This window comes from Bordetella bronchialis (genome assembly GCF_001676705.1).
Classification (GTDB): Bacteria; Pseudomonadota; Gammaproteobacteria; order Burkholderiales; family Burkholderiaceae_B; genus Bordetella_C; species Bordetella_C bronchialis.
This window is the reverse complement of the sequence record NZ_CP016170.1, coordinates 392,054-415,683: the sequence shown is the minus strand read 5'-3', so window position 1 is coordinate 415,683 and position 23,630 is coordinate 392,054. Positions and strand designations below refer to the sequence as shown.

At 68.5% G+C, this 23,630-nt stretch carries 20 protein-coding genes; 13 read left to right on the top strand and 7 right to left on the bottom strand.

What is annotated here, in order from left to right; genetic code table 11:
• Positions 1 to 45 precede the first annotated feature (45 nt).
• Entirely contained in the window at positions 46 to 1,383 is a 1,338-nt protein-coding gene (locus BAU06_RS01850) for an NAD(P)H-dependent oxidoreductase (RefSeq protein WP_066343693.1), read from the top strand.
• Positions 1,384 to 1,500: 117 nt separating this feature from the next.
• Positions 1,501 to 2,685: an MFS transporter gene (locus tag BAU06_RS01845; protein WP_066343691.1), complete on the top strand. Its 1,185-nt coding sequence runs from the start codon at positions 1,501 to 1,503 to the stop codon at positions 2,683 to 2,685.
• A gap of 3 nt (positions 2,686 to 2,688) precedes the next feature.
• On the opposite strand, the gene ilvD is transcribed toward BAU06_RS01845, so the two are convergent.
• On the bottom strand, positions 2,689 to 4,551 hold the full coding sequence (gene ilvD, locus BAU06_RS01840; protein WP_066343688.1) for a dihydroxy-acid dehydratase: 1,863 nt from the start codon (positions 4,549 to 4,551) through the stop codon (positions 2,689 to 2,691).
• Between the two features lie 296 nt (positions 4,552 to 4,847).
• Here ilvD and BAU06_RS01835 point away from each other — a divergent pair, with 296 nt between their 5' ends.
• Positions 4,848 to 5,402 (top strand): GNAT family N-acetyltransferase, encoded by a 555-nt coding sequence (locus tag BAU06_RS01835; RefSeq protein WP_066343685.1) that lies wholly within the window; start codon positions 4,848 to 4,850, stop codon positions 5,400 to 5,402.
• A gap of 52 nt (positions 5,403 to 5,454) precedes the next feature.
• Here the strand turns inward: BAU06_RS01835 and queC are convergent, their stop codons facing one another.
• Positions 5,455 to 6,183: a 7-cyano-7-deazaguanine synthase QueC gene (gene queC / locus BAU06_RS01830; protein WP_066343682.1), complete on the bottom strand. Its 729-nt coding sequence runs from the start codon at positions 6,181 to 6,183 to the stop codon at positions 5,455 to 5,457.
• Positions 6,184 to 6,486: 303 nt separating this feature from the next.
• Between queC and BAU06_RS01825 the strand changes: the two genes are divergently transcribed.
• Genes BAU06_RS01825 through BAU06_RS01815 form a run of 3 tightly spaced genes read left to right on the top strand, consistent with a single transcriptional unit; the run spans position 6,487 to position 8,195 of the window.
• Positions 6,487 to 7,173 (top strand): 3-oxoacid CoA-transferase subunit A, encoded by a 687-nt coding sequence (locus BAU06_RS01825; RefSeq protein WP_066343679.1) that lies wholly within the window; start codon positions 6,487 to 6,489, stop codon positions 7,171 to 7,173.
• Positions 7,170 to 7,826, top strand: a complete 657-nt coding sequence (locus BAU06_RS01820) for a 3-oxoacid CoA-transferase subunit B (RefSeq protein WP_066343676.1) — start codon at positions 7,170 to 7,172, stop codon at positions 7,824 to 7,826. Before BAU06_RS01825 ends, BAU06_RS01820 begins: the two co-directional genes overlap by 4 nt.
• Positions 7,827 to 7,862: 36 nt before the next feature.
• On the top strand, positions 7,863 to 8,195 hold the full coding sequence (locus BAU06_RS01815; protein WP_066343673.1) for an FxLYD domain-containing protein: 333 nt from the start codon (positions 7,863 to 7,865) through the stop codon (positions 8,193 to 8,195).
• Between the two features lie 66 nt (positions 8,196 to 8,261).
• Here the strand turns inward: BAU06_RS01815 and BAU06_RS01810 are convergent, their stop codons facing one another.
• Both BAU06_RS01810 and BAU06_RS01805 read right to left on the bottom strand, forming a co-directional pair.
• Positions 8,262 to 10,739, bottom strand: coding sequence for a penicillin acylase family protein (locus BAU06_RS01810; protein WP_066343671.1), 2,478 nt, complete (start codon positions 10,737 to 10,739; stop codon positions 8,262 to 8,264).
• A gap of 1 nt (position 10,740) precedes the next feature.
• Complete coding sequence (locus tag BAU06_RS01805) at positions 10,741 to 11,616, bottom strand: endonuclease/exonuclease/phosphatase family protein (protein WP_066343668.1); 876 nt, start codon at positions 11,614 to 11,616, stop codon at positions 10,741 to 10,743.
• Positions 11,617 to 11,894: 278 nt separating this feature from the next.
• Here BAU06_RS01805 and BAU06_RS01800 point away from each other — a divergent pair, with 278 nt between their 5' ends.
• Positions 11,895 to 14,309, top strand: a complete 2,415-nt coding sequence (locus BAU06_RS01800; RefSeq protein WP_066343667.1) for an NEL-type E3 ubiquitin ligase domain-containing protein — start codon at positions 11,895 to 11,897, stop codon at positions 14,307 to 14,309.
• On the opposite strand, the gene BAU06_RS01795 is transcribed toward BAU06_RS01800, so the two are convergent.
• Entirely contained in the window at positions 14,229 to 15,191 is a 963-nt protein-coding gene (locus tag BAU06_RS01795) for a GlxA family transcriptional regulator (protein ID WP_066343665.1), read from the bottom strand. The genes BAU06_RS01800 and BAU06_RS01795 overlap by 81 nt on opposite strands.
• Before the next feature lie 302 nt (positions 15,192 to 15,493).
• Here BAU06_RS01795 and BAU06_RS01790 point away from each other — a divergent pair, with 302 nt between their 5' ends.
• The 4 genes from BAU06_RS01790 to BAU06_RS01775 all read left to right on the top strand — a co-directional run bounded on the left by BAU06_RS01790 (position 15,494) and on the right by BAU06_RS01775 (position 18,600).
• Positions 15,494 to 16,120, top strand: a complete 627-nt coding sequence (locus BAU06_RS01790) for a hypothetical protein (RefSeq protein ID WP_082987917.1) — start codon at positions 15,494 to 15,496, stop codon at positions 16,118 to 16,120.
• A complete protein-coding gene (locus tag BAU06_RS01785) occupies positions 16,117 to 17,412 on the top strand; it encodes an MFS transporter (RefSeq protein ID WP_066343661.1) in 1,296 nt (431 codons plus the stop codon). The genes BAU06_RS01790 and BAU06_RS01785 overlap by 4 nt, the downstream gene beginning before the upstream one ends.
• Before the next feature lie 91 nt (positions 17,413 to 17,503).
• Entirely contained in the window at positions 17,504 to 18,238 is a 735-nt protein-coding gene (locus tag BAU06_RS01780; RefSeq protein ID WP_066343659.1) for a YqcI/YcgG family protein, read from the top strand.
• 17 nt (positions 18,239 to 18,255) lie between these two features.
• Entirely contained in the window at positions 18,256 to 18,600 is a 345-nt protein-coding gene (locus tag BAU06_RS01775) for a cupin domain-containing protein (RefSeq protein ID WP_066357676.1), read from the top strand.
• Positions 18,601 to 18,699: 99 nt separating this feature from the next.
• Here BAU06_RS01775 and tam read toward each other — a convergent pair whose 3' ends face one another.
• Positions 18,700 to 19,479, bottom strand: a complete 780-nt coding sequence (gene tam, locus BAU06_RS01770) for a trans-aconitate 2-methyltransferase (protein ID WP_066343657.1) — start codon at positions 19,477 to 19,479, stop codon at positions 18,700 to 18,702.
• Between the two features lie 203 nt (positions 19,480 to 19,682).
• Here tam and BAU06_RS01765 point away from each other — a divergent pair, with 203 nt between their 5' ends.
• A complete protein-coding gene (locus tag BAU06_RS01765) occupies positions 19,683 to 21,188 on the top strand; it encodes an MmgE/PrpD family protein (RefSeq protein ID WP_156770123.1) in 1,506 nt (501 codons plus the stop codon).
• 10 nt (positions 21,189 to 21,198) lie between these two features.
• Here BAU06_RS01765 and BAU06_RS01760 read toward each other — a convergent pair whose 3' ends face one another.
• A complete protein-coding gene (locus BAU06_RS01760) occupies positions 21,199 to 21,945 on the bottom strand; it encodes an IclR family transcriptional regulator (protein WP_231933969.1) in 747 nt (248 codons plus the stop codon).
• A 211-nt stretch (positions 21,946 to 22,156) separates the two neighbouring features.
• Here BAU06_RS01760 and BAU06_RS01755 point away from each other — a divergent pair, with 211 nt between their 5' ends.
• Positions 22,157 to 23,590 carry an FAD-binding oxidoreductase gene (locus BAU06_RS01755; RefSeq protein WP_066343646.1) on the top strand — a complete coding sequence of 478 codons (1,434 nt, stop codon included), beginning with the start codon at positions 22,157 to 22,159 and terminating at the stop codon, positions 23,588 to 23,590.
• Positions 23,591 to 23,630 lie beyond the last annotated feature (40 nt).

The following is a 23,630-nucleotide window of genomic DNA, read 5'->3' as shown; positions in this document are numbered from 1 at the left end:
GCGGTAAGCTGGCCCCAGCGCCGACGGGGGCGCCAGGAGACAGGGATGAATCTCTACCGCATGCTCAAGCAACGGGATGCCGACGGCAAGCCCATACGCATCGCGCTGATCGGCGCGGGCAAGTTCGGCTCCATGTTTCTCAGCCAGGTACACCGCACCCCCGGCATGCGGCTGGTGGCGGTGGCGGACCTGAAGCCCGCGTCGGCCCGGGCCGCGCTGACCAAGGTCGGCTGGCCCGCGGCGGCCCTGCAGGCGGCTTCCATCGGCGATGCCTGCCGCAGCGGCGGCGTGTATTGCGCGGAAGACGCCAAGGCCATCATCGCCCACCCGGAAATCGACGTGGTCATCGACGCCTGCGGCAACGCCGCCGCCGGCATCCGCCACGCACTGGCCTGCTGCGAGCACGGCAAGCACATCGTGATGGTCAATGTAGAGGCCGATGCGCTGGCCGGTCCGCTACTGGCCCGCCGCGCGCGCGAGGCAGGCATCGTGTATTCGCTCGCCTACGGCGACCAGCCCGCGCTGATCTGCGAAATGGTGGACTGGGCGCGCGCCAGCGGCTTCGAGGTCATCGCCGCCGGCAAGGGCACGAAGTACCTGCCCGCCTTCCACACGTCCACGCCGGATACCGTATGGCCCTACTACGGTTTCACGCCGGAGATGGTGGCGGCCGGCGACTTCAATGCCCAGATGTTCAACAGCTTCCTGGACGGCACCAAAAGCGCCATCGAAATGGCGGCCGTGTCCAATTCCACCGGCCTGCTGCCCGCGCCGTCCGGGCTGCACTTTCCGCCATGCGGCGTGGACGACCTGGCCCGGGTGCTAAGGCCGCGCGACGATGGCGGCACGCTGCACCACCGCGGGCAGGTCGAGGTCGTGTCCTCGCTGGAGCGCGACGGCCGCCCGGTGTATCGGGACCTGCGCTGGGGCGTGTACGTCGTCATCGCGGCGGACAGCGATTATGTGCGCCGCTGCTTCAAGGAATACGGCGTGGTCACCGATCCCACCGGCAACTATTCCGCCATGTACAAGCCCTACCACCTGATGGGCATGGAGCTGGGCATCAGCGTGGCGAATGTCGCGCTGCGCCGCGAGCCCACGGGCGCCCCGACGGGCTGGCACGGCGACGTAGTGGCCACGGCCAAGCGCGACATGCAGCCGGGCCAGGTGCTGGATGGCGAGGGCGGCTATACCGTCTATGGCCGGCTGATGCCGGCGCGCGATTCCGTCGAAGGCGGCTACCTGCCCCTGGGACTGGCGCACGACGTCAAGCTGAAGAACCCGGTACGCGCCACCCAGGCCCTGAAGTGGTCGGACGTCGACTATGACGACGGCAACGATGCCCTGCAATTCCGCCGCGAAATGGAACAAGGCTATCTGTAATCCCGGCGGCGCCGGATTTTTGCGCCACGCGTACAAGTCCTTTGCCGTGGACGGGCTGTTTCCCCGCGAGGGCGGCGCGCAGAATACGCGCTTCCAACCTTTATCGCGGGTAAACAAATGCCTATCGCTTTATGGGCGCTCGCCGCGGGCGCCTTCGGTATCGGGACCACCGAGTTCGTCATCATGGGCCTGCTGCCCGAGTTGTCGGCCGACCTGGGTGTCGGCCTGTCCACCGCGGGGCTGCTGGTCACCGGCTATGCCCTGGGCGTCTTCGTCGGCGCGCCCATCGTCACGCCGATGATGTCCCGGCTGCAGCGCAAGACCGTGCTGCTCGGGCTGATGCTGCTCTTCACCGTGGGCAACCTGGCGTGCGCGCTGGCTCCCAGCTACGGCATGCTGATGGCGGCGCGGGTGCTGACGTCCTTCGCGCACGGCGCGTTCTTCGGCATCGGCTCCGTGGTCGCCACGGGCCTGGTGGCCGCGGACAAGAAGGCCTCGGCCATCGCCCTGATGTTCACGGGCCTGACGCTGGCCAATGTCATGGGCGTGCCGCTGGGCACCTGGCTGGGCCAGCACTTCGGCTGGCGCAGCACGTTCTGGGCCGTGACCGCTGTCGGTATCGTGGCCATGGCGGCCATCGCGCTGCTGGTGCCGCGCAGCCGCGACGACCAGCAGGCGCGGTTCGGCCAGGAGCTGCGCACGCTGGTGCGGCCGCAAGTGCTGCTGGGCTTCCTGATGACCGTGCTGGGTTTCGGCGGCGTGTTCGCGGCCTTTACGTATATCGCGCCCATCCTGACGCAGCTGGCCGGTTTTTCGGATGCGGCCGTGTCGCCCATCCTGCTGTTGTTCGGCGTCGGCCTGGTCATCGGCAACACGCTGGGCGGCAAGTTCGCCGACCGCCGGCTCATGCCCACGCTGGTCGCGACGCTGGTGATCCTGGCGCTGCTGCAGGCGGTGTTCACCTTTACCGTCCATGCGCAGATCGCCGCCGCCATCACGGTAGGCCTGCTGGGCGCGGCAGGGTTCGCCACCGTGCCGCCCTTGCAAATGCGCGTCCTGGAAAAGGCGTCCGCGGCGCCGAACCTGGCCTCGGCCTTCAATATCGCCGCGTTCAACCTGGGCAATGCGGCGGGCGCCTGGGTGGGCGGCATCACGATCGACCATGGCCCCGGCCTGGCGGCCCTGCCCTGGGTGGCCAGCCTGATGACGGCGGCCGGCCTGCTGGTGGCCTTGTACAGCTGGCGCCTGGACCGGCGCGAACGGCCGGCCATGGCGCCCAGGACGGCAACGGAATGCGCGTGAAGCCTAGCGGCGCGTCAGCTGGCTGACGTCCCGCACGGCGCCGCGGTCGGCCGAGGTGGCCAGCGCGGCATAGGCCTGCAGCGCCTGCGAAACCACGCGCTGCCGGTCGCCCGGCTTCCACGCCTTGTCGCCGCGGCTTTCCATTTCCTGGCGGCGGGCGGCCAGATCGGCCTCGCTCACTTCCAGGTTGATGCGGCGGTTCGGGATATCGATGTGGATGCCGTCGCCGTCACGCACCAGGCCGATGGCGCCGCGCTCGGCGGCTTCCGGCGAAGCGTGGCCGATGACCAGGCCCGAGGACCCGCCGGAGAAGCGCCCGTCCGTGAACAGGGCGCAGGATTTGCCCAGGCCCTTGGACTTCAGGTAGGACGTGGGATAGAGCATTTCCTGCATGCCGGGGCCGCCCTTCGGCCCTTCGTAGCGGATCACCACCACGTCACCCGCCACGACCTTGTCGCCCAGGATGGCTTCGACGGCGGCGTCCTGGCTTTCGAAGACCCGGGCACGGCCCTTGAAGACGAGCTGGCTTTCGTCCACGCCGGCCGTCTTCACGATGCAGCCCTTCTCGGCCAGGTTGCCGTACAGCACGGCCAGGCCGCCGTCCTTGGAATAGGCGTGGGCCATGTCGCGGATACCGCCATTGCTGCGGTCCAGGTCCAGCGTCAGGTAAGTCGCGTCCTGGCTGAAGGCCACCTGCGTCGGGACGCCGCCCGGCGCGGCGCGGTAGAACTTCCGCGCCTGTTCGCCGGCGCCACCGGCGATATCCCATTTTTCCAGCGCCTTGCCCAGGGTGCCGCTATGCACGTTGCCCACGGACAGGTCCAGCAGGCCGCCGCGCGCCAGCTCGCCCAGGATGCCGATCACGCCGCCGGCGCGATGCACGTCCTCGATGTGGTATTTGTCGGTGGCCGGCGCGGCCTTGCACAGGCACGGCGTGCGGCGCGAGATGCGGTCGATGTCGGCCATGGTGAAATCCACGCCCGCTTCCTGCACGGCCGCCAGCAAGTGCAGCACGGTATTGGTGGAGCCGCCCATGGCGACGTCCAGCGTCATGGCGTTTTCGAAGGCGGCCTTGGTGGCGATATTGCGCGGCAGCACGGAAGCGTCGTCCTGCTCGTAGTAGCGGCGGCACAGCTCGACGACCAGCCGGCCGGCTTCCTCGAACAGGCCCTTGCGCCAGGCGTGGGTGGCCACGATGGTGCCGTTGCCCGGCAGGGCCAGGCCCAGGGCCTCGGTCAGGCAGTTCATGGAGTTGGCCGTGAACATGCCGGAACAGGAACCGCAGGTGGGGCAGGCGCTGCGTTCATACTCGGCCACGTCCGCGTCCGACATCTTGGGGTCCGCCGCCTTGATCATGGCGTCGATCAGGTCGATCTTGGCCAGCACCTTGCCGTCGGTGGGCGATTTGATCTTGCCCGCTTCCATCGGCCCGCCCGAGACGAATACCACGGGAATGTTCAGCCGCATCGCGGCCATCAGCATGCCCGGGGTGATCTTGTCGCAATTGGAGATGCAGACCATGGCGTCGGCGCAGTGCGCGTTGACCATGTATTCCACCGAGTCGGCGATCAATTCCCGCGACGGCAGCGAATACAGCATGCCATCGTGTCCCATGGCAATGCCGTCGTCCACCGCGATGGTGTTGAACTCCTTGGCGATGGCGCCGGCGGCCTCGATTTCGCGGGCCACCAGCGCGCCCAGGTCGCGCAGGTGCACGTGGCCGGGCACGAACTGGGTGAAGGAGTTGACCACCGCGACGATGGGCTTGCCGAAGTCGCCGTCCTTCATGCCGGTGGCGCGCCACAGGGCGCGGGCGCCGGCCATGTTGCGGCCGTGGGTGGATGTGCGGGAACGGTATTGCGGCATGGCTTTGTCTCGAAAGAGCGGGGATGTTATGAGGACGGCCCGCATCGCAACCATGGCGCGAGTGCCGGCGCGGACCGGGGCAAAAGGTCCTCATCATAACGCCTGGACGACGGACGTTCCGCCCGGCGCCCTTGCCGTCGGGCGCATCGTCCCCGAAATTGGCGGGGCCGGCGCATAATTCCGGAGCGGTCCGCGCGGCCCGCGCCCCACGGCGTTCCGGCGCCGGCTCGAGCGCTTGCCGGACGCCTGCCCCGCCGCACGGACGCCTCTTCCCTTTCCATCCGCCTTCCGAAGCCATGCCCGCCACGCCGCCCTCTCCGCTCCTGATCCGCGATGCCACCGCCGACGATATGGCCGCCATCCAGGCCATCTACAGCCATCACGTCCTGCATGGCACGGCTTCGTTCGAGCTGACTCCACCCACCCTCGAAGAAATGCTGCAACGGCGTGCCGCCGTACTGCAAAACCGGCTGCCCTACCTGGCGGCGGAGCTCGAGGGCCGTGTCGTCGGCTATGCCTACGCCACGCTGTACCGGCCGCGGCCCGCGTACCGCTACACCTGCGAGGACTCGGTCTACGTCCGACCCGGCATGGGCGGCCACGGCATAGGGGGCCGACTGCTGACGGAACTGATCCAGCGCTGCACGGCGCTGGGATGGCGCCAGATGCTGGCCGTGGTGGGCGACAGCGCCAACGCGGCATCCCTGGCGCTGCATGCGCGCCGTGGCTTCCATCCGGTGGGCACGCTGCGTTCCGTGGGGCACAAGTTCGGGGAATGGCGCGACACCGTCCTGATGCAGCGCGCGCTGGGCGAAGGGGACACGACGGCCCCTGCGGACCGCGGATATTGACCTCGCCACCGCGCTATCGCGGGCAGGCGGACAGGCTCCCGGACCGCCGCCCCTATACCGGCGGCAGCGGCGCCGCCTGGCCGGCCGCCCAGCGTTCCCACCCCGCCTTGCGCAGCGCGCAAGCGGGACAGGTGCCGCAGCCGTAGCCCCAGTCATGGCGGGCGCCGCGCTCGCCCAGATAGCAGGTATGGCTGTCTTCCACGATGATGCCGACGAGTTCGTCGCCGCCCAGCCGATGCGCCAAGGCCCAGGTCTGGGCTTTGTCCAGCCACATCAATGGGGTCTCGATGGTAACGCGCGTGCCCAGGCCCAGCGCCAGCGCGATCTGCTGCGCCTTCATCGTGTCGTCCCGGCAGTCCGGGTAGCCGGAGAAATCCGTTTCGCACATGCCGCCGACCAGCACGTCCAATTGGCGCCGGTAGCCCAGCGCCGCCGCCAGCGTCAGAAACAGCAGGTTGCGGCCCGGCACGAAGGTATTGGGCAGGCCGTTGGCCTGCATTTCGATACGCCGCTCGCTGGTCAAGGCGGTGTCGCCCACCTGTCCCAGCACGGACAGGTCCAGCAGATGGTCCTCTCCCAGGCGCGACGACCAGTCCGGCCGGCGGGCGCGCAATTCACGCAGCACATCGCGGCGGGCATCCAGTTCGATGCGATGGCGCTGGCCGTAATCGAAGGCCACCGTTTCGACGTGGGCATAGCGCTCCAGGGCCCAGGCCAGGCAGGTCGTCGAATCCTGCCCGCCCGAAAACAGCACCAGGGCACGGCGCTCGTGGTTTTGCATGGAAACTCCAGGTCTAGACCGCTAGGATAACCGGCGGCGCACGGCGATACGCCAGACGGTACCCGGCAGGGGCGCGGACGATGTGGCCGGGGATGCGCCTGGGGATATGCCCGAGGATGGCCCCAGACGGGCGTCCCGCGACGCCCGGCAAGATGGCGCCGAGGGCCCGGTCTGCCAGGGCAAGACCGGACGGCAACAAGCCAGGACAAAAGTGTTCACTCTGAGGACACCTTGCCTTGACGGTGGCCGGCGGGCCGTGAAAGCATCCCGGGTTACAGATTCCCCTTTGTTCTCGGACCGCCGATGATTTCAAAACTCGTAGAAAGCGCCGCGCAGGCGCTGGCCGACGTACCGGATGGCGCCACCATCCTGATCGGCGGCTTCGGCCCCGCGGGCCAACCCGTCGAACTGATCGACGCGCTGCTGGCCCAGGGCGCGAAAGACCTGGTCATCGTCAACAACAACGCGGGCAACGGCACCACGGGCCTGGCCGCCCTGCTGGGCGCGGGCCGCGTCCGCAAGATCATTTGCTCGTTTCCGCGCCAGGTGGATTCGCAGATCTTCGACGGGCTGTACCGCAGCGGCAAGATCGAACTCGAACTTGTGCCGCAGGGCACCCTGGCCGAGCGCATCCGCGCCGCCGGCGCCGGCATCGGCGGGTTCTACACCCCCACGGCCTACGGCACCCCGCTGGCAGAGGGCAAGGAAACCCGCGAGCTCAACGGCAAGCACTACGTGTTCGAACTCCCCCTGCATGCCGACTACGCGCTGATCAAGGCCGAGCGCGCCGACCGCTGGGGCAACCTGACCTACCGCAAGACGGCGCGCAACTTCGGGCCCATCATGGCCAGCGCCGCCAAGGTGGCGGTCGCCCAGGTGCGCGAGATCGTCGAACTGGGCGAGCTCGATCCGGAAGCCATCGTCACCCCGGGTATCTTCGTCAAGCGCGTGGTGCGCATCGACCCGGCCGCCCCCAAGGAGCAAGCATGAGCGCCAGACTGACCCGCGACCAGATGGCCGCCCGCGTCGCCCGCGACATCCCGGAGGGCGCCTATGTGAACCTGGGCATCGGCCTGCCCACGCTGGTGGGAAACCACCTGCCGGCGGACCGCGAGATCGTCCTGCACACCGAAAACGGCATGCTGGGCATGGGCCCCGCGCCCGCCAAGGGCCGGGAAGACTACGACCTGATCAATGCCGGCAAGCAGCCCGTCACGCAAGTGCCGGGCACCTCGTTCTTCCACCATGCCGACTCGTTCGCGATGATGCGCGGGGGCCACCTGGACATCTGCGTGCTGGGCGCCTTTCAGGTATCGGCCCAGGGGGACCTGGCCAACTGGCACACCGGGGGCGCGGACGCCATTCCGGCCGTGGGCGGCGCCATGGACCTGGCCAGCGGCGCCAAGCAGGTCTTCGTCATGATGGAACTGACGACGCGCGAAGGCCAGAGCAAGCTCGTGCCGCAATGCACCTATCCGCTGACCGGCGTGCGCTGCGTTTCCCGCGTGTACACCGACCTTGCGGTGTTCGATATCCGCCCGGACGGCGTCTATGTCATCGACGCCTTCGGCGATACCGGGCCGGGCGAGCTCGAACGCATTACCGGACTTCCGCTACGATTCGAATTACCGGTCGCTCGCTGATATCCGGCGGGCGACGCCATTCGCGGGAGAACAACCATGAAACGCCTGCTCGCCACCGCCCTTCTGGCCGCCGCGGCCTTCAGCGCCGCGGCGCAATCGCTGCCCCACGGCGTCACGATCGATAGCCTGCAAGCCGTCAAGGACACAGGCACCGGCGCCACCGTGATACGGGGTACCGTGCATAACGACACGGGCCGGACGCTGAACAATGTCACGGTGGTGTTCCAGCTGCAGGACGCGCAGGGCAACGTCATCGGCACGACATCGGCCCAGACCTTCAACCTTCCCGACAAGCAAAGCTGGGACCTGACGGCCACCACCCCCATGCCCTTCGCGCGTTTCTCGGCCTACGAGGTCAAGGCGCAGTAGCGCGCCGGGCGCCCGGCATACCCGCGGCCCGGGGCGCGGCCGATGCCAGGCGCGCCGCGGACGGCGTCAAGGCCGCAGCGTCAGGGTGTGCACGGCCGGTCCCGGCATGAAGGGCGACGTCGCGCCCTCCACCCAGTCCCGATGCCCGGCCAGGAAGAAGGGCGACATCGGATGGCCCGACGCGCCGCCGGGCATTTCCAATATGCCTTGCGCCTCCTTGCCGGGCGCGACGACGAAGCGTTCCGACGCACCGAAGGACGGTCGCTGCACCCGCGGCATATTGGTGTCGCCCGGCACCGGTTGCGCGGGCGCCGAAAACCATGGCCGCATCGGTTCCGGCAACAGGCCGGCGAACGGATGGCCGATGAGCAGCGTATTGCGCTCTCCCCAGGTGGCCTGCTCCAGCGGCGCGCCGCGCGGCCGGTTGCGCGCGATGGCCTGGTCGATGGCATCCAGCATGAAGGCACGCCAATCGGCATAGCGCGCCGGCACCCAGGCACGCTCGGCCACCAGGGCGCGCATGACGGGCTCCAGCCGGCTGGAGGCGCGGCCCACCGAAATCGCGGGCGCCAGTTCGGGCGCCCGCGCGGACAGGCGCTCGTCCAGCCCCGAAAACCACGCCCCATAGAGGACTTCGCGAAAATCCCGCACCAGCGTATAGCCGGCCTGGTCCACACCGGCACGGCCGTTCCACTGCAGCAGGATGCGCCGGAAGGCGGCACGGTCGGGATGCCGCGCCAGCGCGGCCCCATCCAGGTTCTCCAGGGCGAGCTGGCGCCAGAAGGACAGCCACAGGCCGCGGTCGTCCAACTGGATGGCAAGCAGCGCGGCCTCGTCGTATTTGCCGCCCGGCGACAGGGCATCCCGGATCTGCGTACCGCGCAGGCCGACGTCCGCGCCGCCATCGCCTATCGCGCGCTGGCGCGCGGCGTCGCCCAGCTGGGTACTGTTCGCGGCCCACAGGCGGCCCCCGGGCGGGTCGATGACACTGGGATACTGCCCGGGCGGCAGCCGTCCCGCCGGCGCCAGCGCCTGGGCCGCCTCCACGGGATAACCGTCGGGATCGCGCACGGACAGGGGCAGGGGACCGGCCAGCGTCCAGCCGATATGGCCGCCGCGATCCGCCACCACGATATTCTGCGTCGGCACGCCGGACGTCTGCGCCACGCGCAGGGCCTCGCCCACGTCGCGCGCGCCTTCCATGCGCAGCAGGCCCAGGTCGGCGGCATCGGGGCGATAGGCGATCCATTCCATCGCGTAGGCGTCGTCACCCACGACCAGCTCCGGTCCCCAGCGCGTCTCCAGGACCGGGCGGCGCACCGGCGCGCCGCCTTTCACCTGTATCCACTCGTCGTGCTCGACGGCGGTCTCCCATTCGCCCGACGGCCCGCGATAGCGGCGCGGATCGCCGGGATCCCGCTGCAGGCGCACCAGGTCGATGAAATGGCCGTAGCTGTTGCTGAACCCCCATGCCACGTCGCCATTGCTGCCGGCCACGACCACGGGCGCGCCCGGCAGGCTGACGCCGCTGATGCGGCGCGGTTCGTCGCCCCGCAATACCAGCGTCAGGCGATACCAGATATTGGGCAGCCGCAGGCCCAGGTGCATATCGTTGGCCACGCGCGCCGTGCCGTCCACGCCGTGCGAACCGGCCACGGCGTAGACATTGCTGCCCACCTCCGCCCCGTCGAGCGCGGCGATGGCCGGTTGTTCGACGGAGGCGAACAGGGGATCGCGGGGCGCCGCGGCCCGCGGCGTGCCGGATATCGCGCCGGACCGCGTGCGGCTGGGGCTGTCGAGCCAGTCGGGGCGGGCACGCGGCACGCGCAAGCGCGGCACGGCGATATCGACGCCATCCAGCGGCGCGTCCATGGCGCTGGCGCGAGGTGTCAGGAATGCCAGCATCCCGGCCGACACGGCGTCACGCAGGAAGCCGCGCGACAGCACCCGGTTCAGCTCGCCGGCCTGCAGGTCCAGATACATGGCGTCGATCACCAGCAGGGTGTCCTCCGGCCGCCACGGCTGGGGCCGCACGCCCAGCACGCCATATTCGAAGGGCCAGACCGGCAAGGCCGCCTGCGCCGCGTTCACGCCGTCGGCATACCGCTGCAAAAGCTGCCGCTGCGCGGGCGCGAACGCGGCGTATGCGGCTTGCGCGCGGGCGCGGAAACGATGCATGCGGTTGCGCTGGTCCAGGGGGATGGCGTCCGCGCCCACCAGCGCAGCGACCTCGCCCGCGGCGACGCGCCGCAGCAGGTCCATCTGGAAGTAGCGGTCCTGGCCGTGCGCGTAGCCCGTGGCATAGGCCAGGTCCAGGCGATCGTCCGCGCTGACCGTCACATTTCCCTGGGCGTCCCGCTCGATGGTGGCGGGTGCCGACAGTCCGCCGCCGGCAAGGGTGCCGTCCAGGGTGGGCAGGCTGGCGCGCATGGCCCACCACGCCCCCACCCCGATGACCGCGATCGCGCCCAGCACGCCCAGGGCAAGGAAGCCCAGGGCGCGCGCGGCACGCCGCCCGCGGCTGGCTGGTGGCCGCGCTGCCATGTCAGCGGAATTCCACGACGATGGGCTGATGGTCGGATGCCGCGCTTTGCAGGTCGACGTCGCAGCGGACCAGCCGGCCGGCGAGTTCCGGCGTGACAAAAACGAAGTCGCAGGCGAACGGGCCCTGCGGCCACTGGACATGGTCGTGCACGCCCACCGTCGGCGCGCGAGGCCCCTCGCCGTGCGCGACCCGCCATGCATCGACGAAAGACGGCACACCGGCAGGCATCGGGTCCAGCATGCAACGGTACGCCGCGTCGGTGACCGCGCTATTGAAATCGCCGCAGACCAGCGCCGCGGCGGGACGCTCGACCGCCGCGAAGGGTCCGTTGGGATTGCCGTGCGGGCTCGGCCGCCCCGCATGTCCGCACGCTTCCACGTGCAAGTCCCGCAGCGCATGCGCCTGAGCCAGGCGTTGGTCCGCCGAATAGAACTCCAGGTGGGTGGTGACCACGCGCAGCGGTCCCACGTCGGTGGACAGCACGGCCTCCAGCGCGACGCGGGGCATGGACATCACGGCCGGATCGGCGGGCCACGGAAGGCTGTGGCGGAATACCGGCCCGACGGGACAGCGCGTCACGATGGCATTGCCGTTCTGGCGGCGTGGCGCGCCCGCGCGCGCGGGCGGCAAGTCCGCGCCGATCGCGCATAGCACGGTGTAGCCGGGCAGCAGCGCGCCCAGCTCGGCGAACTGATCGGCATCCGGGCCGCCCGGCAGTCCGCCCGCATCGGCATCGCCATGGAAGCCGCGCGTGACCTCCTGCAGGCACAGGACGTCGAAGTCGGCCAGACGCCGGGCATGATCGACGATGCGGCGCAGGTCTACGCTGCCGTCCACGCCGCGGCCCCATTGGATGTTCCAGTTCACCAGTCGCATGTGCCCTGTTTTACCAGCCGGCCTGTTACGCGTCCACCCGGGGCCACGCGGCGGGCGACGGAAAAAACGCCCGGGGCGGACGGCGGCGCCCGACGCCCCGATGCGCCACGTTCCCATTCCAGCGGGCAAGTTCCGCCACCAGCGGAACATGCGGAAAGCCGGCAGGCACTCAACGCGCCTTGAAGGGAGGACACCACCATGACACACATTCCAGGCCGGCGCCCGGCGCCCGGGCACACGCGCGGCGTCCGGACGCGTGGATCCAAGGAGGGACGGCCATGACGACACCCATCGGATTCATGGCGCCCCGTCCGGACGGCCTTATGCCCGCGCCGCCCGCGACGGGCGGGGCACCGGCCCTGCGCAACATCTGCGGCCTGCTGACCATCCAGGCGGACGCCCTGCCGGATGAGCATGCCAGCGCGCAGCTGGAAGCCGCCCTGCGCACGATCGACGGCACCGAACTCGGCGCGGCCTTGCTACGGGCCATCGCGGCATGCCCGATGGCGGCGGATGAGCGCCCCATCGTCGTCTTCGAAGACAGGGATGAAGAAATCGACAGCATTACGGCGATCGAGGAATCGGCCGCACGCGGCGACCACGTCATCTATTTCCAGGTCGACCCGCCCGGCGTCTCCACGGCCCGGACATCCGTGGACGGCGAATGTCCGCTCACGCACGATACGCAGCCCGGGCCCGGTCCCGGCGCGGCCTCCGGCATGCATCCCTGGGCGGACCGCCCGCGGGATGCCCCCGCGCCCGCCCTGTCCGCCGATGCCGGGCACGGGGCCGCCGACGCGGCGCATCCGATGGAACAGGCCATCGAACTGTTCTCGGATCTCGCCGCCTTCTACGCGAGCTGCATCGGGCAGCAGCGCCTGGCGCCCAATCTGGGCTTCGGCGAGTTCTCCACGCTGACCTTCCGCGAACAGCTGGGCGACCCCATCCCGCAATGGCAGCGGGACCTGGACGCCCACATCCGACAGGCGGCCGAGCGTGGCGAAGACCTGGCCGGCGTCTGGGAGCTGGTCAACCTGTGGAACTACGCCGGCGATACGGAATTGCCGCTGTACCTGAACTCCATGGAGCTGCGCGAGTGCCCGCCGCTGCGCAACCTGCCGGGGCTGAAGTGGCTGATCATGATCGACAACCTGCTGCAGGAATTTCCGCCCGGCGACCGCCTGCCCGCATCCCTGACCACGCTCGACCTGGCCGGCAATCCCATCCAGACCGTGGCCGACCGCTACGGCCCCAACCTGCGCCGCGTGATCCTGGACCGCGCGATGTGCGAGGCCCATGGCCTGCGCGATGCGCTGCCACCGGAAATCGAACTGGTCGCGGTAGAGGCCGACTACGTCGCCGATGCCTTCAAGGCCGTCGAATACATCCGGGCGTTTCCGGAATCGCTGGTCGACATCGTCCGCGTGGAGGACATGGAGCGGGCCGGCTGGTCGAACGATCTCATGGCCCGCCTGTACCCGGCCGACATGCTGGGAAAAGCCGCCGCCGCGTGGCTGGCCGCGCCCGCCGCCGACCCGGCATCGCGGGCCGCGGCGAGCGAGCCGGCGCCGGCGCCGGCATTCGATGCCCAGGCATGGCGTGCCGGACAGCGGGCGGATCCGAACGGCGCCGCTGCCCTCAAGGCCTTGATGAACCGGCTGCATCACACGTGGGTCCAGCGGCCCGACCCGGAACTGCGCGATAGCCTGGTCGCCCTGCTGACCCGGATGCAGGCCGAGAAACGCTTCATGCTGGAATGCCTGGACATCGCGCGCGATGGCGCCTCGTCCTGCTCGGACAATATCCTTCACACGCTCAACAGCCTGCATATCGCCTTGCTCAACTTCTCGGTGGAAGCCGGCGACTACGACGACCGCCTGGTGGAGCTGATGTACCTGGCCGAGGACATGATGAACATGCATACGCTGGCCCAGTACTTCGCCGCGCTGCGGCCGGAACTGCAAGCCCGCGCGTCGCGCGGCAACATGCCGTTCGATGAGGTCGAACAATGGCTCAGCCTGCGCACGAAGCTGCGCGGCCAGGTCCACATGCCCGCCATGCAGTTCAACATGCAGTTCGATGGACTGTCCCTGGTGGAAGACGCCGACGCGGAGCGCGCCAAGGCGGCGGTGGCCCAGGCCCGCGACGGCGGCTTCATCGATTTCCTGGCGTCATGGCGGCCCTTGCAATCGGTGATCCGCCGCATCGCGCCGGAGTTGGCCGGGCGCGCGGACAACTGGCGCGACCATGTCTACAACGACCGCGGCCGGGTCTACCGGTTTCTCGACACGCTGCTGCATACCGACGGCCGCCTGTTCGCCTCCGCGTCGCGCTACGACATGGAGGTCTTCAACGTGCGGCCCTGGATATTCTGGACGCGCTACGAGCGCCTGGTCGACAAATACCTGGCGACGCGCAAGCTGCGCCGCTACACGGCTGACGTCCTGCCGGATGCCTGCAGCGCCGTCACCATGGATATCCATGCGCTCATCCAGAAAGCCACGGTGCGCGACTTCCTGGCCTTGCACGGCCTGAAGCTGCAGCAGGCCATCCAGGACAGCAGCCAGCCGACCTGGTTCCAGCGGCTGTACCGGGACAGGCGTCACACGCCGTCAGGCCTGGCGCTTGAACTGTCTGCGGTACGCCGACGGCGCGGTCTGGAAAGCACGGGAGAAATGCTGGCGAAACGATGAGCCGCTGCCCAGGCCGGAACGCGTGGCGATGACCTCCAGGGGAAGGTCGGTGCTTTCCAGCAGCTTCTGCGCCAGACGCAGCCGCTCGGCCAGCAGCCATTCGCTCAGGCTGCACCCGGTCAAGGACAGGAAGCGGCGGTTGAAGGTGCGCCGGCTCATGGCCAGCCGTTCCGCCAGGCTGTCTGCCGTGTGCTTTTCCACGATGGTTCCACGCAGCCAGTCCAGCAGTTCGGCCAGGCGCATGCCATTCCCTTCCGTCGAAAACGGCTGGGGGGGCAGCTGCGCCTGCGCGCCATGGCGGTGCGGCGGCACCACCAAGCGGCGCGCGGCGAAATCGGCCATCTTGGCGCCATACATCGAGCGCACGATATGCAGGCAGCAGTCTATGCCCGCCGCCGTGCCCGCCGACGTGGTGACATTGCCATCGTCCACATACAGGACGGAGGGCTCCACCTTGACCTTGGGAAACCGGTTGGCGAAATGGTCGGCCCAGGCGAAATGCGTGGTGGCGCGGCGCCCGTCCAGGATGCCCGCGGCGGCCAGCACATAGGCCCCCAGGCACAGGCCGACGATACGCGCCCCGCGCGCGCTGGCCGCGGCCACGGCGTCGACCAGTTCGGCGGGGGGCGTTTCGCGCGGATCGCGCCAGCTGGGCACGACCACGACGTCGGCGGTACGGGTGATGTCCAGCGAGGGCGTCATCGACACCGAGAATCCGGACGTGGTGGTGGCCAGCGTTTCCCCTTCGGCCGAGCACACTTTCAGGGAGAACTTCGGCGCGCCTGCCACCCCGCCATACGTGCCGAACACGGCGCAAGGCACCGACAGGTGGAATGCGCTGATCCTATCGAAGGCAACGACGGCGACAACGGGCGCTTGCATGAAGGGGTACTGCGAAAGGGGACGGGCTCAACTGTTGACCCAATTCTAGCGAAAATTGACCCAAAACCGGCGAACCATTTAATGCGGATGGCTGAGAATTCAGCTGCCATGGGGGAAGAACCCGCCCGTGACCAGGGCGCGAAACGCGCGGGGCATACGGAACGGGTTCCAGAGTTGTTCAAAAAAGATATAGAAGGCAGGGTTGCGCGATGCCGATCAAGCTCCTCTCGAACGGTAGGACGATCACTCTCAGGTCGTTTCCACGGGCCGAGGAATTTCCGGCTGGCGAGCGTGACGCCACCATGGACGCCTTCAATCGCCTTATCGGCATGAATTGGGATGTCACCGAACCGCATTGGACGCCGACCCATAGTCCTTTCCGCAGCGGTTACGGGCTGGTCCTGGTTTTTGCCGACAAGGAGCTCGTCGGGTTCTCGATCTACCAGTACTTCGATATGAACGGCGATCTTTGCCTGTACCGGTCGGGTACCGAGCTGGCGCCGTCTTACCAGGGCCTTGGCGTGTACAGCGATGTCACGGACCTGATCTTCGCGGAGGCCTTCCGCCAGCGGCCGCATCAATCGCGGCTGCTGTATTGCTGGCGGACCCGCAACGCCATCGTGGCACTTGCCAACGCGCGTCGCTGCGCCGAGGTCGTGCCCGACCTGCAGGCCGACCCGCCCAAGGAAAACGGCGGCCGGGCCGGCCTGCTGGCGTTGGCGGTCCTGGCCGCCAAACGGCTCTATCCCGATCGCGTCCTGGAGCTGCCCGCCCTGGTCATGCGGGACGTCTACGGACATATCAAGCACCGCAAGCCGCCGTATCGCGGCGCCGCCGTGCATGTGGGCAAGCGTATCGGTACGCTGGCGCCCAATTCCTGCGACGCGTTGTTCTCGCTGGGCATCGTCCGCCGACCCACCCTCTCATGAGCAAGGCCGCGTCATTGACACCGCCGTCGGTCCAGCTGGACACCGACCGGCCTTCCTCGCGCGCCTACGCGTCATGGGCGCTGATCGCGCTGGCCTATGCCATCGCCTTCATGCAGAGGCTGGCGCCGCAGTCCATGCTGAACGAACTGTCCGCGTCGTTCTCCATCGATGCCGGCGGCCTGGGCGTGCTGGCGTCCGGCTATTTCTATGGCTACCTGGCCATGCAGATCCCCGCCGGCATTCTGGTGGACACGCTGGGCGTGCGGCGGGTCCTGCTGGGCAGCCTGGTCGTTTCGCTGGCGGGCACCGCGTGCTTCGCCATGGCGCCCACCGTCGCCGCCGCCTTCGCCGCCCGCGTCATCGTCGCCTGTGGCGATGCGCTGGTATTCACCGCCATGCTGAAACTGGTGGCGCTGAAGTTCCGGCAAAGCCGATTCGGTTTGATGTCCGGCTTATCCCAGGTATCCGGCTACCTGGGCGGGGTCATCGCCACCACCCCTTTGGCCTACGCCGTTTCCGACCTGGGATGGCGCGAATGCTTCGCGCTCGTGGCCGGCGTCATCGCCTTGAACCTGGCGGCCTCCATCCTGGTATTCCCCCGAAAGGACCAGGCGCCGATGGCGCTGAAGGAACTAGGCCCCCGCCTGGGACGCACGCTGGGCCTATTCCGCGGGCGGCTGCGTAATGCGAGCAGCTGGGGATGCGCCATCGTTTTCGCCTCGCACTTCGCCTCAGTCACTACGCTATCTGGTGTATGGGGCCTGCCTATGGTCCGGGATACGCTCTCGATCAGCAAGGACCAGGCTAGCACGTGCATCCTGGCATTCCTCGTCAGCAATGTGGCCGGCTCCATCCTGCTGGGCCACCTTTCGGATCGCGTCCTGAACGTGCGGCGCGCGCTGCTGTGGAATTGCCTGCTGCGCGCCGCGATCCTGCTTACCTTGCTTCCGGCATTGCTGGCATCGCTGGGGTATGTATACGCCATCGCCTGCTTCAGTGTCCTGGGCTTTGTGGCCGGCGGCACCGTACCGCTGGTATTGAAAGCGGTAAGAAAGCTCTACACCGCCGAGATGATCGGAATCGGTGCTTCGTTCAACACCACGCTGGCCGGCATCACGGCGGCATTGGTGCAGCCGCTTATCGGATCCCTGCTGGCCACCTCGGCCACCGGCAGCCCCGGCCACTTGTCCTACACCGCGCAGGGCTACACCGGATTCGTTCTCTTCATGGCGGCCGTCTCGGCCCTGGGCTGTATCGGCGCGGCGGCAATGCGCATGGCGCAACAAGCTTAGCCCATCTTCTTCACGCCGATGCGGCGCCACGCCGCGCGCGCGTCATGGCAAGTCGATTCATTTCCCTCCACCTGAATGGGTAGACAAAGCCGTGAAAGACTATCTCAGCCGTACGCAGATCCACCAACGCTATCCCGATGGCACCTGGCAAGCCGTGCTTTTCCAGGAACTCGCCAGCACCCTGAACAGCGACACCCGGGCGTTTCCCTGCATCTTCGGCGTCGCGGGATACCGCGCCGACCAGTTGCGCTATCTTTTCCTGGACGACGATGACGCCGAGGCACTGGCGCGCAACCTGCGCGCCTACGTCGCCGAAGCGCGCGCCTGCGGGCCCAACACGTCGCTCATCGTGTTCTTTCGTCCGCGGCCGCTGCTGCCGCTGGAAGCCTACCGGGCCAAATTCTGGGCGCTGCTGGGCCAACTGGCGGCGCTGGACGACGCCGAATGGCCGGCCGACATCCCGGCCGAGCTGGATTCTCCCCACTGGGAATTCTGCTTCGCGGGCGAACCCATCTTCGTCGTCTGCAACACGCCGGCGCACATACAGCGGCAAAGCCGCCGGTCCAGCTCTTTCATGATGACCTTCCAGCCCCGCTGGGTGTTCGACAACATCCTGGGCACCAAGCGGGCACGCGACGCCAGCGTGGCAAAGGTACGCGAACGGCTGGCGACCTATGACATGATCCCGGCCTCGCAGGATCTGGGCGCCTACGGCGATCCCTCGAACCGCGAATACAAGCAGTACTTCCTGAACGACGACAACCGTTCGGTCACCGGCTGCCCGTTCCACGCCATGCGGGCCCTGGCTTCCGAGACCGAAGCGTGAAAGAGAGGATGGACACCATGGAAGTGATCAAGGGACTGCTGGGCGATATCGACCTGGCCGAGGGCCTGCGGGCCCTGCTGCCGCGGCAGGGCTGCATCGAAGTGCAGCGCGACGCACCGGGCAAGGAACACCGCACGCACAGCCATCCGACCGACGAAACGCTGATCATCGTCGACGGCGAACTGACGGTCTATGCCGACGGCGTCAAGCACGTATGCAGGAAGGGGGACGTCATCGATCTGCCGGGCGGGACGGTGCATGGGTCCATCGCCTCGGCGGAAGGCGCGATCTACCTGATCGCCTTCGAACGGCTGGCCCCGTCCATCAAGGCACGCGCGGAGCAGTACTGCGGCGCGTGGTAGGCGGCAGATGATGGGCGCGGGCCGGGCCGATCCTTCGTGGCCCGGCCTTTCGCATCGGCCGTCGTCATGCCGCGGCCGGCGCTGCCGCACCGCGGCCGTTCAGCGTGTCGCCACCATGAACAGGCGCGGAAAGGGCAGCAGCACGGAGCCGTCCGCCTGCGCCCGGTGCGTCTGCTCGATCAACGACGTGTAGCGGGCCAGGTAGGCCTGCTTTTCTTCCTCGTCCAGCGGGTCCAGGAAAGGCCTGAGCGCGCTGCCCTTGAACCATTCCACGATGGCCGCGGGACCATCCTTGAGCACGTGGTAGTAGGTCGTGCGCCATATATCCACGCGGCTGCAATGCGGCGACAGCAGCTCGTAATACCACTGCGCGGAATTCAGCGCGGTGCGGGACTGGCTGGCGTCCTTCAGCTTGTCCGCCCACGGACCGTCCTGCGCCAGCTCGCGCATCATGCGGTGCGGCGGTTCGTCCATGGTGTCGGGCATCTGGATCGCCAGGCTGCCGCCTTCCGCCAGTTTGGCGGCCAGTGCGGGAAACAGCGTCTCATGGCCAGGCACCCATTGGAACACCGCGTTCGACAGGATGACGTCATACGCCGTGGACGTTTGCCAGGTGTGGATGTCCGCCACCTCGAATTCCACGTCCGGCATGCGCTTGCGGGCCGCGGCGATCATGTCGGCGGAACTGTCCAGGCCCGCCACCTTGGCCGAGGGAAAGCGCCGCGCGAGTACCTCCGTGGAATTACCGGGACCGCAACCCAGGTCGATGACTTCGCGGGCCGCTTCGAGCGGTACGGCGGACAGCAGATCGCGCACGGGACGGGTGCGCTCGTTTTCGAAGATCAGATACTGCCTGGAAGACCATTTGTCCTGCGCCATCGCATGCTCCACCGGTTGCCGGAATCGTCCCGATGATAGCGCCGTGCGGCTTGCATGTGCTTGACATCATGACCGCCCGGCTTCGTGCGCGACATGCTGCCGCGTGTCGCGGTGGAACCTGTCCGAACCGCCGGCGCGATATCGACACGGGCACCCGGATTTCTTACAATGAAATTCATTTCATTCGATGAAATAAGCGATCCATGTCCATGCTGCCGGAAGACCGACTCGTCCAACACGTGATTGGCCTGCAATCGCGACCCATCCCGCAAGCGACCCGCGAACGCCTGGCCCAGGCGCTGCTGGACTGGTTCACGGCGGGGTGGTCCGCGATGCAGCTGGACGCCGCGGCGCGGCTGCGCCATCTGGCCGTTCTATGCCATCCCGGCGGCGGGGATAGCCCCGTCTTCGGGGACGCACGCACCGGCGCGATGGCGGCGGCCTTCGCCAATGCCGGCATCGCGCACGTGCGGGAAATCGACGACGCCCACCGCAGCGCCATGCTGCATCCCGGCATCATCGCGGTCTCCCCGGTGCTCGCGCTGGCACGGCGGCACGCCCTGACGCAGCGGCGCGCGGCCGACGCCATCATCGCGGGATACGAGGTCGCGCTGCGGGCCGGAGAAGCCCTGGGGACGCGGCATGCGGCCAACTTCCACGCCACCGCCACCGCGGGCGCGCTAGGCGCGGCGGCGGCCGCGGCCGTCGCACTGGGCCTGCCGGCGGAACAGCTCCATCACGCCTTGGGCATCGCCGCGACCCAGGCCGCCGGCCTGTGGCAGCTGGTCGACGACAACGCGCACGAATCGAAATCGCTGCACCCGGCCATGGCGGTGCGCAACGGGATGACGGCCGCCTATGCGGCACAAGCCGGCCTGCCCGGCGCCCGCGCCTTCTTTACCGGCAAGCGCGGCATGTATGCATTGCTCGCGGGCGACGGGCCCCTGGCCGCGCTCGATGGCGACCTGGATGCGCCGGAGCGGATCAACACCGCCACCATCAAGGCCTGGCCCTGCTGCGCGCAACTGTTCACGCCGCTGGACGCGGCCCGCGCGCTGCTCGACGAACACGCAATCCGTCCCGGGGATATCGCGTCGGTGGAAGTGGCGATTTTCCCGCACGCGCTGAAGATCGCCGGCGTGCATTGGCCCTCCCGGCCGGCCGAGGCGGCGTTCTGCCTGCGCTACGTCATGGCCCGGCTGCTGCTTGCCGGCGGGCTGGGGATCGAGGACATGGAAGCGCCGGATCTGGCTTGTCCCGCGCTGCGAGACCTGGCGCAGCGTATCGCCGTCGTACCCGACGAGTCCTTCCAGCAGGCCTTTCCGCGCAAGCGTCCCAGCCGGGTCACGCTGCGCTTGCGCGACGGCCGCACGCTGAGCGCGCTGCGTGAACTGCGGCGCGGCGATCCGGAAGAACCTTACGACTGGGACGGCATGCTGGCCCGCATGCGCGCCTATGCGCCCGCCATGGACGACGCCGCCGCGGCGGGCATCGCCGCGTGGTGCGGCCGCCATGCCGATGCGGCCCATGACAAAGCGCCCTGCGCGCCCGATACGGCGCTATTCGGCGCACGCGCCGGCCTGGGGACAGACGCCGGCACGGGCACGGACCCAACCATGGGACTGGGCATGGACACGGGCACGGACACGGACATGGCCACGGACATGATCGCGGATACGGACACGGGTACGGACGCCCGCGGCCGCTGAGCGCATTCCATCAGCGCCGCGCGCCCTTCGCCGCATCGGCGGACAAGGGGCTGTCCGCGGGCGGACTCGCGGAAAACCCTTGCGCGGCCAGTTCGCGCCGCACGATGTCGGCCGCCTTCAGCTGCGCCTGCTGGTTATGGCGTGACGCCAGCCCCAGCACCACCATCGCGCCGATGAACGTGCCATCGGCCTCGAACACCGGCAAGGCGACGGAGGCCATTTCCGCCACGCGCTCGGCCCGCGTCATCGCATAGCCCTTCTCGCGGATGGTTTTGGCGTGGGGCGTCGTGCCGCCCGTATAGGCCAGCAGGATGTGGGCGGAGGAACCGCCGGCGCTCAGGGGCAGGCGGGTGCCGACCTCCACGTGATGCCGCACCTCCTGCAGCGTGTTTTCGCGGTACAGGCAGATCCGCTCGTCGCCGCTGCGCACGTACAGGGCCACCGTCTCGCCGGTCTGCTGCATGACGTTCTGCAGCACGGGCTGTATGCGGGCCCCCAGGTCGAAGGTCTGGCGATAAAGCATCCCCATGTGCAGCGTCGCCGGACCCATCGCGTAATTGCCGTTATCGAAGCGATGGACCAGGCGCGCGCGCACCAGCACGCCCAGCAGCCGCAGCAGCGTGGCCTTGTCCAGGCCCGTTCGTTCGGCCAGGTCGGCCAGCGACAGCCGCAAGGCGTCGTCGCTGAAGCTCTCCAGGATGCTAATGCCGCGTTCCAGCACGCCGACGGGCGGCGTGGGGGGTGTTTTGCTTGACACGTTGACTCCCAGCTCCTATATTTTCGTTCAATAAAACGTATTTTATTCAATGAAATGACGGCGGGCCACCCCGTGCGGGGCCGCCTGTGCGGGCGCGCTTATGCGGCCACCTGCGCGGGCATCCCGATGCGGTCACCCGCATGCACCGTCCAAGGAGACAAGTATCGCTTGCACCGCGGCTCGCCGCGGCGGGGAGCGAGAAATTTTCATCATGGCCGATTCCCCTTCCCTGCTTGCCGCGCTGGCGGCCATCGTCGGCGACGCCCATGTGCTGACACGCCCCGACGACACCGCGCCGTACGTGGCGGACTGGCGCGGGCACTATCCCGGCATCGCGCGCGCCGTCGTGCGGCCGGCCGATACCGGCCAGGTCGCGCGCGTCGTCCGCCTGTGCGCGGAGGCCGGCGTGCCGCTGGTGCCGCAGGGCGGCAATACCGGCCTGGTGGGCGGCTCCACGCCCGACGACTCCGGCCGCGAGGTCGTCGTCAGCCTGGGCCGCATGACGGCGGTGCGCCGCGTCGATCCGCTGGGCAACAGCATGACGCTGGAAGCCGGCTGCACGGTGCTGGCGGCACAGGCGGCGGCACGCGAATGCGGCAAGCTGTTCCCCTTGTCCCTGGCCTCGGAAGGCAGCGCGACCATCGGCGGCGTGGTGTCGACCAATGCCGGCGGCGAACAGGTGCTGCGCTATGGCAATACGCGTGAACTGACGCTGGGCCTGGAGGTCGTGCTGGCCGACGGCCGGGTCCTGGACGCGCTGACGACCCTGCGCAAGGACAACACCGGCTACGACCTTAAGCAATTGTTCATCGGCAGCGAAGGCACCCTGGGCATCGTTACCGCCGCGGCGTTCAAGCTTTTCCCGCAACCGCGCCGCACCGTAACCGGCTGGGTCGCGCTGACCGATCCCCAGGCGGCCGTCGATCTGCTGGCCATGCTGACGGATGCCGTCGGCGAACGCGTGACGGCCTTCGAACTGCTCGGCCGCGAGGCGCTGGACCAGGTGCTGGCGCACCCGCTGGAGGGCATGCGCGACCCGCTGGCCGGCGGCTATCCATGGGCCGTCCTCTTCGACGTATCCGAAACATCGGCCCGCATGGATCCCGCGGAAGCCGTCGAAGAAGTCCTGGGCATGGCGCTGGAACGCGGCCTGGCCATCGATGCGGCGCTGGCGGCGTCGGGCCGCCAGGCGCAGGAGTTCTGGGCCCTGCGCGAGCACGTGCCCGAGGCGCAACGCCTGCATGGTCCGTCGCTGAAGCACGATATCTCCGTGCCCATCGCGTCCATCCCCGCCTTCATCGAAACCGCGGGCGCGGCGCTGGCCCGCGCATTGCCCGGCATACGCATCGTCTGCTTCGGCCATGTCGGCGACGGCAACCTGCACTACAACCAGAGCAAGCCGCCCGGCATGGACGACAAGGCCTTCCGTGCCCGCGCACCCGAAATACACGACATCGTGCACGGCATCGCGGCCGACATGCACGGGTCCATATCCGCCGAGCACGGCATCGGGCGCCTGAAGCAGGATGCGTTCCTGCGCCACAAGGCCCCCCTCGCCCTGGACCTGATGGCCAGCCTGAAAGCGGCGTTCGATCCGCGCGGTGTCTTCAACCCCGGACGCATCCTGCCGCCATCCCGGCCCTAGCGCCTTCCATCCCTTTCCGCTTTCCCTTTCCTGCGAGGAT